We start from the raw sequence: 9473 nt of genomic DNA on the forward strand, positions 1-9473 counted from the left end.
CTCTCTAGCAGCTCAATTATCTTTTCAACAATATCATCTTCACTCATTTTCAAACCCCCAAAAAATAGAGAAGCTTATATAGTGTTTCTACAGCTATAAAGATTGGTGTAGAAAATGGATAAACTACTTGAATGCATCTTGGAAAACACAACATGTGTAGAAAACAGAAAGCTAATCAAAATAAGTGAAAACAGAGTAGCCATAACAGTTCCTAAAAACACCATAGAAAGAGGTAAATCATATCTAATAGCTATCTACATAAACGAGACAGACACACCACTAATACTAATACGTAGAGCCGTGAAAATAGGTAGCAGTTATGGATTTCTAATAACCTCAAAGGTGCTAAGACGCCTAGCAGAAATACCTAACATAAGAGTAAAGATATGTATCTTGCAACAAACCCCCGCCTCCCGCTAGCCCAACACACAAAACCCGCCTTAAATGATATATATCAAGTAGTAGGAGAATAGTTACTAGGTAGTACACAACTAGTTCAAGGTGAATAAACAAATTGATATGCATAAAGAGCCGCCTAGTAAAGGATAGAGCCTATATGAGTGTATACATCACAAAAATTGTTAAACAAAAACTAATCAAATCAAAACTTGTTAATGTATACGTATACAGCGATATTGAAAGAAAGAAAATGATATTTTTTGACACAAAAACAGTATCAAGAAAAAAATCTAGGTTTAGAGAACAATACCTAATAAGACTATTTCCATTTAGAAAAGCACCATTGCTATACCGTTCAATTGTATTTGTATGCATAGAAGAAATAGACAAATATACAAAACGCATGTAAAAGAGGTTAATCAAACCAGTTCAACCAGAAACTTACTATATACCGCTGCAAATGGAACGCTATAATGTAGCTATACATATTTTATGTAATGTAAGTTTATGGTTAGGTGTGCAGACCCCCCGCTTAAGCTACCTAACCATATACTATTTATAGAATAGTTAGGTATCTCGATAACACGTAGACTGCTACCTAACCGTGGAACATGTAGACATAGATTTATTTGCTACTAACAGACTGTAAAACCTGTAGGTGCTTATAGTGTCCAACAAGTTTAGACTTAAGAAAGTTCCAGAAGAAGACAAAGAGATTCTTATCGCAATCGCAAACCTAGTTGGAATGCCAAAACAGCCTACAGACCCCGCAACATATGCTAGAGTAATAATAGACTACTACAGCAAGATACTCCAAGTTGCAAGACCAACCCAAACAGAAGAGCTAGAAGACATAGACATAGAGCTAGAAGCCGAAGAGCTAGAACAATCAGTAGACTCATTCTTTTCCAAAATAGGAAAAGCAGCAAAAAAGGTGGTTAGAAGGTGATTAGAGAGCTAAAAATAATGCATCTAATAGACGTAGACGGCAGAAGCATAACACTTAGAATACTAAACGAAAAACAGCTACCAACACACGTAGAGCTAGACGTAGAATGCATAGCAGCATTCCCACCTACAGAACTACTAGGAAAACAATTCAAGATAATAGCAGCAGACTACAGACCATACATAATAACAGGATTCATATACAACAAACTACAGGTCCTAGTTATATCAGGCTACATAGAGGCATACAAAGGCTACGCATACATCTCATACGGGCTACCATACACCGAATTCATAAAAAGAGTTTCAGCAGAAGAAAAAGAGCCCTACTACAAAGCCTTGTTTGAGGCTATGAAACTAGAGCTAGCAACACTAAAAACAAAGATAAACGAATGCTTCGGAGAAAAACTAAACATTGTAGAATCGCTACACAAAGAGTATTCAAGAATACTAGACAAATACATAGAGTTCTACAAAAAAGCAGTAGGGCTAGCATCACCAGAACTACAAATACTAGTAGAATCAATACTAGCTACAACACAGCCACCAACACCACCACAACCACAACCAACACAGCCAACACCACCACCAAAGAAAGGCTTTTTACAGAAACTAAAAGAAATGTTTAAGAGGCGATAAAAATGGTAAAAGAACTAAACGTATCAGCCCTAATAGAAGACACAATAAGGTGTGTAGAATATAGCACAACACTACCACTAAACCACGATATCCTAACAAAAGTGTGGCTACACCACAAACTGATAACACTATACGGGCTAGCACAGAAAATAACACCTGAAATGAGACAACAACTATACATCTACACACTACCAAACATAGCCCCAGTTCTACCATTCACAGAACTAGAACCAGACTGTCTAAACAAGATAAAGCTGCTAGCAACAATAGCCCTAGCAGCCGCTGTTAGAACAGACCATCCAAGAGCCAAAATAGTACTAGCTAGAATAGGTGCTATATTGTCTAGGTCTATAACAAGAAACGGCATATACATAGCAAAAGACAATTTGATAGGAATCCTACACGAACTAGACATAGCAATAACAACAGCCCTAGCCTCAGTAACACAAATAACATAAGGTGATAAAATGGTAGACCTAGAAACAGTTCTATCAATTGTAAATCAGCTAGGCTTACCCAAAAAACCAGACACACTAAAAATATTCATAGTAAATGAGAGCTGTCCACATTGCAACGAATTTGTAGACTCTTCACAATTCAAAGACTTTGTAAAATCAAATGATTTCACAGCAATATCATTTGAAGGCTACACATTCTGTGGAGACTGCAAAGACAGCTACATAACAAACAGAATATTCAGAATAGACACACCAACACTAGTAGACATAGCAGACCTAGAAGTCGAACCAGTTCCACAAAAATACATCGAGTGGCTAAAACACTACCAAGACGTAGGTCTAAAAGTTCCTAAAAGAGCAACCAGAAGAAAAACAGAATCAGAAGGAACAAGCAAAAAAAGGAAAAGGTCTAAGAAATCAGAAGAGCTAAACGAATTTGTAAGAGAAAAACAGGAGAAAAAGAACATAGCAAAAGCAGCAAACCAATGCTTAGAAGACATATGCATAGAGCAATAAGGTGATACAAAATAGCACTCAGAAGCTACAGAGAAATAGACAAAGTAATAACAAGCATAATACAATACCTAGCACACAGACAGCCAAAAGGAAAATACTACTTTGAAAGAGTAAAACTATCAAAGAAACAGCTACAACAGCTACAACAAATCAAAGAAATATCAGAAAAAGGCATATGTCCATTCTGCGGCAAAGAATTCAAAAAAGTATACATACACATTTTCAACACACACAAAAGAGACCTGATAGACCTTTTAACACAGCCATAAAAAATTATTTCAATGGTCTAACATCAAAATAGACCATAAAGCTATCGCCATAAACATTAATATCAAGCGTTCCATAAACCGCCACAACATTCGGAACCCGCCAATACTGAGTATTTACATAGCCTTTCATAGGATACAAATCAACAACAACCTTATTACTATCCTGATACACCACATTATACGTAGCAAAACTGCTACTACCAACATACACAGTTCCTTTATCAGACCAAAAAGCTATCCTAACAGCCGTGGTATTAGCCCTAAAAGTAAACGTTACAAAACCACCACAACTATACACATAATCGCCAACCCTGCTACAGTTACCAGTATACCAAAAATCATATAGAGGCTCATAGCTAAGACCAAACCATGTCACAAGCTTACTCACCCCATCTTTTACTTGCTCTAAACCCTGACTAAGGTTAAAGATACCAGCATATGTTAGCACCGATAGTATTACAACAGCAACTAACAATAGTGTTCCTATAGCTCTAACTACCTTCTCCATTTTTCCACCTACTAAGAAAAGAGAAAAAGAAAATCTGTTAAAAAATTTTATTGATTTTATATAGACAACGATACACCTACAAGTTGTACAAGCAGCAAAGCTAGGATAGCAATAGCTGCCAAGTCTCTAGCCATTCTGTTTATCCTACCTGTAGGATCAACAGCCACAAACAGCAATGGTAGCACAAATAGTCCGCCAACATCAAAATAGCTTAAGTTTACAGTAGCCACAATAGGTGTTGGAACAACAGCTAAAAGCCTACTCTTCTCCTCATAGGCAACAAGAGGCATAGCAGCACATATAGCAATAATTGTTAGAGCCACTAGCCTAGCAAAAGCATCTGCAACAGCAAAATACGCAACCCAAGCTATAGAGCCTATCACAAACAGCATAGTCCTACCTACAGACCAATTCAAAGCCCTAGCAAATGCTAGGAACCCAACAAACGCCACAGCAAAGTAAGGCAAAACATCAGTAGGTATAACAACTTCAGCACTAGGCAACTTAACCAATATAGCACCAATATCCAACTGCATCACATACTTAGCCAAAGTAGCAATAATAGCTATAGCAACAAAACCAGACACCACACCAAGATTAGCCTCTCTCTCCGATAAAGCTATAGCACTAGCAGCAGCCGTAGCAATAGTAAGAGATATATACATAGCATCTGTCAGACCTAGCCCAAACACCAATACCATAGCCAAATACGTTAGTATAGCAGATATAACACCTACTACAACAGCCCTCATATTTTTCACCTAAAAGAAAAATAGGATAACACTGCAAATTATAAACGCTAATGTAGCCAACACAGCCTCAAACCTAGTAACCCTACCATAAGACATTATAACCATTAGAGTAGCAACAGTAGCAGAAACAATAGCAACAGTAAGCAAAGGACTGCCATCAACAAGCATACCCGCCACCAAAGCAGCAGTACCCATATTCTCACCAAAATCATGTAGTATACAACCCAAAATCTCCGCCTGCGAAACCTCAGACCTAACACCATAGATTAAAGCAACCACCAAATCAGGAACACTAGTAGCCACAGCCGAAATAAGCCCGCCTATAGCCTGCCCAATATACGGAACCATCTTGTCTACAATAACACCTAGCAGATAACCGCTAACCGCCAAACCAAGCAAACCAACACCAATCCTAACAACATCAAAACCGCCAACCCTTCTAAGACCAGAACCATACTTTATAACACTATAAGCCATAGCAGCAGCTAGATAAGCATAGATAACAACACCATCAGCCCTAGTAACAACACCATCAAAATCTAGCACTATAAACAGCAAAGCAACCAAAACAGCCAAAAGACCTAGGTCTCTATTATGAAACTTGCTCTCGCCATGAACAAGAGTAGACAGACCAAAAGCAGCAAACATATCAAAAATAGCAGAAAACACACCATTAACCATAGCAGTAGTGTAAAGACCTCTAACAGCATAATAGGCAGTAGAAATAGTTTCAGGAAAAGTAGTAAACCAAGGATATACTGTAAAAGCATAACCAGCCGTAGCACCTTCCAACTCGCTAACCTTACCAAACACATAGATTAGTAGAGCCGTAAAAGCAGCAGCAATAGACAACTCTAACAGAGCCATGGTTTTCACCTAAGATAATACAATTTTCAATAGATATATAAGCTAATAGTTAGGTAGCTCGATAACACGTAGCCTGAAACCTAACTGTAGAAATCTAATGAAAATAGATAAAAAATGATTAAGGTTTTAGATTAAAAACGCTACCTTATTCCTTTCTTATTCCTTTAACTCTAGATACAATACCAGATATGTAGTTAGGAGCCCATTTCTCGAACCATTGTTCCGCGTCATCTGCTACCTCTTTAACACAGTTCTCTATAGAGCCAAAGTGCTGCTTAGCCTCGTTTGGAAATGCACTAAATAGGAAGCTACATAGCCTCCAACTGTATGTATTAACATAGTCTCTCTTAATAGACTCTAAAAGCTCTTTTTCAGCCATATTTTTCACCTGCCAATAAATAGAGAAAAGAAAATCTGTTAAAAAATCTTTCTATTTCTACAGACTGTTATATATACTATATTATTCCAAACAGAGCCAACAGAGCTACTATAATAGATATTGCTGCTAGACCATAGCAAATAAACTTTACAACCTTAACAAGCATTTCAGCCAATATACCAACAACTATGAAAATGATAGCATATACAGAGGCGTTTATGATAACATCTAGCCTGTTACCAGTTGTAATATTCCTAGCAATACCAGATACAAAACCTCTAAACGCCTCTACAAAACCGCTAAAAGTTGTGTTTAGCCTAGGCATAAAACTATTATTCACAGCATCAACAACTGCAGAGCTGCTATTAGAGCTGCTAGAACCAGTATCAGAGACACTAGTACTATTACCAACAACTACAGAGCCCGCCAAAGACAACCTGATATAGCCTAGCCTATACGCTATATAGACACCAGCACCTAGCACAAGCAACACAGCAAACAATATTGTTAAAGCGGTCTTAGTATCCATTTTATCACCTCTTCTATAGAGAAATTATAGAAAGGTATTAATCTGCTTATAGTATCATTAACAGCTGCAAATATAACATCAATACCAATATTAGACATAACAAGAACAAGCATAGCAATAGCCTCCACGCCGCTTGCCAAATACACTACTCTCCTAGCTAATCTCGGTGAAACATTGGGATACTGCCTAAGCATATAGAAAGACATTAGAGACAGGTCTGCAGTAGCTATAACAGCTATAGCAGCAGACATTAGAGCATACCAATCATAGAGCTTTACATAAGCAGCATAGCCAAGCACAAAGTAAAACACATAATTAAATATTGACAGAACATAGAACCTCTTAACACCTTCTCTAAAATCAGCCTCTACATCACCTGCCAAACCTACTATAGAGCTGCTAAGAGCCGTAGCAAAATCTGGAACAAACCTAACAATAGCCACGCCAGCACCAAATGCAACAGCCAACCCAAACAAAAACGCTAGAGTATCCAAAAGATTTATGAAAGCCTTCACAGAAACCACAATAGCAACCGAAACCACGTATATCATATAAGATACATAGACATAGCTAATGAAAGCCACAAGACCAACCGCCAATGGTAACGAAACAGCAAAAGCCAAAACAGGATATCCAAGCAAAGACAGCGTAATACTGAAATAAGCACTCCTAACAAACACAGCTATAGCTTCTGTAATTAGTGGTATAGCAGCAGCCACAACAGGAAAGATAATGATAGCCCTACTAGGATCTATAAGAGACACCAAATATTTTCCAAAACCTACAAACACATCAGCAAAGAACCTCATAACAACAACAATATAAGGTGCTGCAAAATAGCCTAGAGCCAAAGACGGAAACGCTACAGTAACAAAATTAGCCAACTCACTATACCAATTCTTAGCAGCAGCCTCCGTTACTATAGCTAGTATAAGAGATATCAAAGCAGCTATAGACAGACCAAAAGCCTCTACACTATATCTACTATAGTATATAAGTACGCCAAACACAGACATAGCCAAGCCATTTATCCAAAAGTATGGTGGTGGTTCTGCTAAAGGCTGCTGCCGAATAACAACACTAGCCATAACACCACCTCTAGCTCTAGCCATAACACCACCTAATAAGAACTAAATATAGAAAAAAGGTAAAAAATGATCTTGGTTTATAGACAAAGACCATATTCTAACTAGCCTTAACCTTGTAGCCAACAGCAATAGCAGCAACTGCTATTAAGACCAATGCTATAGCAGCATACTCAAACCCCAGATCATATATCATTACTATACCAACATTATACATAGCATGTGCTGCCACAGAGCCGATAAAACCGTATAGACCGTAGACAGCATATAGCACAGCACCTACAATACCCAACACAACCAAAGCCATGTAATCAGGTGCTCTAGTAACAGCATGCAATGCAAACCAAGCAGCACCTGATACAAGAGCAGCAGGAACAGTTGTAACAGCAAACCTACCTACCTTATACAAGTAGATTCTAAAGAACAGCTCTTCAGGTACAGCCACAACAAACAGCATAAGCATAAACAGGGCTAGATAACTGCCAAAGTATTCATATAGCTGCAACGGCAAATAGCCAACCAACAAACTAGCAGCACCACCAAAACTATTGTAAATTAGATATGCTACTATAGATGTTAGAGCACCTACACCAATACCATAGGCAAAGCCTCTAGCAGAAGAGGACTCATTTTCAATAACTGGAACATCTTCTACATCAGCCAATGTAACAGCCAATATAGTGAACAGCACATAGATAGCAATAGCCATATCAGTTGGTATAAGACCCTTAACCAAAGCATATACTGGCAACAACAAAGATGCAAACGATAATATCACAATAGTATTGCTAGACAACAGCGTAAACCTAGGATCCCTCTTTTCATGCAGCCAATAGCCAACCCCCAAAGCACCTAGCATAGGTATTAGAGCCGCTAAAACGCTATTGATATCGCTAGGAACAACATATTCAGCTACAAATAGTGCTGCTGCAACCAAAGACCAAATTATAGCTAGATTCCTAGCTATCATTTATCTACACCACCTAATAGAAAAAAGATAGAAAAAAGGTATATATGCTTAAGCTATGTAGAAGACTTGTTAGCTGCAGCAGCATATGGATAGTACTTCTCTATCATAGCTAGAGCATCCGAAAAGCTAATGTTATACATCTCAGACAGCATCCTAGCCATAGTCATTTTCACATAGTAATCAAACGCTATAGCCACAGGTCTATATGACTGAGACAACTGATTAACATTTTGTGAAAGCATAACAACATTCATATTGAGTAGAGCCACAGTCTTCTCCAACTCGCTAACCCTCTGATAATAGGTAAACGCCATGAATGTGCTTAGAGCATTCATTATTACCAGTATTAGCAGCAGATACGGTGTAGCACTACGCCTCTGAACAGTTATATACTGCTCTTGAGACATGTGTCTCACAAAAAAACACTTACAGACTGTAGAATAAAAACCTTACTAAAAATCAGTTATAGAAATACTTGTCAATCCACCTCTCAAACATCTCAATAAGCTCTATCTCCAAATCACCATCATATTCCACATCTTCAGGATAGACCACAACAAACATATACACAACAACCCTCATTCACACCACCAATAAAAGAAAAAGGTATAAAAAAAGTATTTTATTCAACCAGAATAACAACACTCCACATAACAATCATAGTCAAACTCTAAATCACTATCCAAAAACCTTGTACACCTAATACAACAATCAAAATCATATTCTTCAGACTCACACCTATCATACATAGGCTAACCCTCTGTAGGCATAGCAATACAGTTTTCAAGAATCTCAAAACCCTTGTTCCTAGCCCATTCAGCCACCTTATCATAATCTTTCTCATTAGACACGGCCACAACAATAACATGTGAGTGTCTGCTAGTCTTAAACGGTATAAAAGTGATATTACCTCTAATGTCCCTGCAAACTATATATGAATTGGGATTTAGCCTCTGTCCCGCTATCTTATATATCTTATCCAATTCATATATATCTATAATTAGTTTCATATTCTACACCACAGTATATACTTGTACAAAACGGATAATAAGCATGAAACGTAGCCGAAACTAAACTTATTAAATTCCTTTCTAATTGGAATACCCAGAAACTAAACAAAGGTGATAAAAACGATAAGCCTAGCAGACCCAAGC

The 9473-nt window shown here is 37.7% G+C and carries 15 protein-coding genes; 5 read left to right on the plus strand and 10 right to left on the minus strand.

Annotated elements, in window-relative coordinates; all coding sequences use genetic code 11:
• The first annotated feature begins 114 nt into the window (after nucleotides 1-114).
• From NWE95_01930 to NWE95_01950, 5 genes are all read left to right on the plus strand, one after another.
• Nucleotides 115-420, plus strand: a complete 306-nt coding sequence (locus tag NWE95_01930; GenBank protein ID MCW4002659.1) for a hypothetical protein — start codon at nucleotides 115-117, stop codon at nucleotides 418-420.
• A 646-nt stretch (nucleotides 421-1066) separates the two neighbouring features.
• A complete protein-coding gene (locus NWE95_01935; GenBank protein MCW4002660.1) occupies nucleotides 1067-1348 on the plus strand; it encodes a hypothetical protein in 282 nt (93 codons plus the stop codon).
• Nucleotides 1345-1986 (plus strand): hypothetical protein, encoded by a 642-nt coding sequence (locus NWE95_01940; protein MCW4002661.1) that lies wholly within the window; start codon nucleotides 1345-1347, stop codon nucleotides 1984-1986. Before NWE95_01935 ends, NWE95_01940 begins: the two co-directional genes overlap by 4 nt.
• 2 nt (nucleotides 1987-1988) lie before the next feature.
• The gene (locus tag NWE95_01945; protein MCW4002662.1) at nucleotides 1989-2444 is read left to right on the plus strand and encodes a hypothetical protein; all 456 of its coding nucleotides are present in this window, start codon (nucleotides 1989-1991) and stop codon (nucleotides 2442-2444) included.
• 9 nt (nucleotides 2445-2453) lie between these two features.
• Nucleotides 2454-2960 carry a hypothetical protein gene (locus NWE95_01950; protein MCW4002663.1) on the plus strand — a complete coding sequence of 169 codons (507 nt, stop codon included), beginning with the start codon at nucleotides 2454-2456 and terminating at the stop codon, nucleotides 2958-2960.
• 273 nt (nucleotides 2961-3233) lie between these two features.
• Here NWE95_01950 and NWE95_01955 read toward each other — a convergent pair whose 3' ends face one another.
• The 10 genes from NWE95_01955 to NWE95_02000 all read right to left on the minus strand — a co-directional run bounded on the left by NWE95_01955 (nucleotide 3234) and on the right by NWE95_02000 (nucleotide 9329).
• Nucleotides 3234-3737 (minus strand): hypothetical protein, encoded by a 504-nt coding sequence (locus tag NWE95_01955; GenBank protein ID MCW4002664.1) that lies wholly within the window; start codon nucleotides 3735-3737, stop codon nucleotides 3234-3236.
• Nucleotides 3738-3793: 56 nt separating this feature from the next.
• Nucleotides 3794-4489 carry a hypothetical protein gene (locus tag NWE95_01960; protein ID MCW4002665.1) on the minus strand — a complete coding sequence of 232 codons (696 nt, stop codon included), beginning with the start codon at nucleotides 4487-4489 and terminating at the stop codon, nucleotides 3794-3796.
• A 9-nt stretch (nucleotides 4490-4498) separates the two neighbouring features.
• A complete protein-coding gene (locus NWE95_01965) occupies nucleotides 4499-5356 on the minus strand; it encodes a hypothetical protein (protein ID MCW4002666.1) in 858 nt (285 codons plus the stop codon).
• 145 nt (nucleotides 5357-5501) lie between these two features.
• A complete protein-coding gene (locus tag NWE95_01970; GenBank protein MCW4002667.1) occupies nucleotides 5502-5735 on the minus strand; it encodes a hypothetical protein in 234 nt (77 codons plus the stop codon).
• Between the two features lie 76 nt (nucleotides 5736-5811).
• Nucleotides 5812-6264 carry a hypothetical protein gene (locus NWE95_01975; GenBank protein ID MCW4002668.1) on the minus strand — a complete coding sequence of 151 codons (453 nt, stop codon included), beginning with the start codon at nucleotides 6262-6264 and terminating at the stop codon, nucleotides 5812-5814.
• A complete protein-coding gene (locus NWE95_01980) occupies nucleotides 6243-7376 on the minus strand; it encodes a hypothetical protein (GenBank protein ID MCW4002669.1) in 1134 nt (377 codons plus the stop codon). The genes NWE95_01975 and NWE95_01980 overlap by 22 nt, the downstream gene beginning before the upstream one ends.
• A 73-nt stretch (nucleotides 7377-7449) precedes the next feature.
• On the minus strand, nucleotides 7450-8319 hold the full coding sequence (locus NWE95_01985) for a CPBP family intramembrane metalloprotease (GenBank protein MCW4002670.1): 870 nt from the start codon (nucleotides 8317-8319) through the stop codon (nucleotides 7450-7452).
• 53 nt (nucleotides 8320-8372) lie between these two features.
• Nucleotides 8373-8588 (minus strand): hypothetical protein, encoded by a 216-nt coding sequence (locus tag NWE95_01990; protein MCW4002671.1) that lies wholly within the window; start codon nucleotides 8586-8588, stop codon nucleotides 8373-8375.
• A 190-nt stretch (nucleotides 8589-8778) separates the two neighbouring features.
• On the minus strand, nucleotides 8779-8901 hold the full coding sequence (locus NWE95_01995; protein ID MCW4002672.1) for a hypothetical protein: 123 nt from the start codon (nucleotides 8899-8901) through the stop codon (nucleotides 8779-8781).
• 170 nt (nucleotides 8902-9071) lie between these two features.
• Complete coding sequence (locus NWE95_02000; protein MCW4002673.1) at nucleotides 9072-9329, minus strand: hypothetical protein; 258 nt, start codon at nucleotides 9327-9329, stop codon at nucleotides 9072-9074.
• Nucleotides 9330-9473 lie beyond the last annotated feature (144 nt).

This window comes from Candidatus Bathyarchaeota archaeon (genome assembly GCA_026014725.1).
Taxonomy (GTDB): domain Archaea; phylum Thermoproteota; class Bathyarchaeia; order Bathyarchaeales; family Bathycorpusculaceae; genus Bathycorpusculum.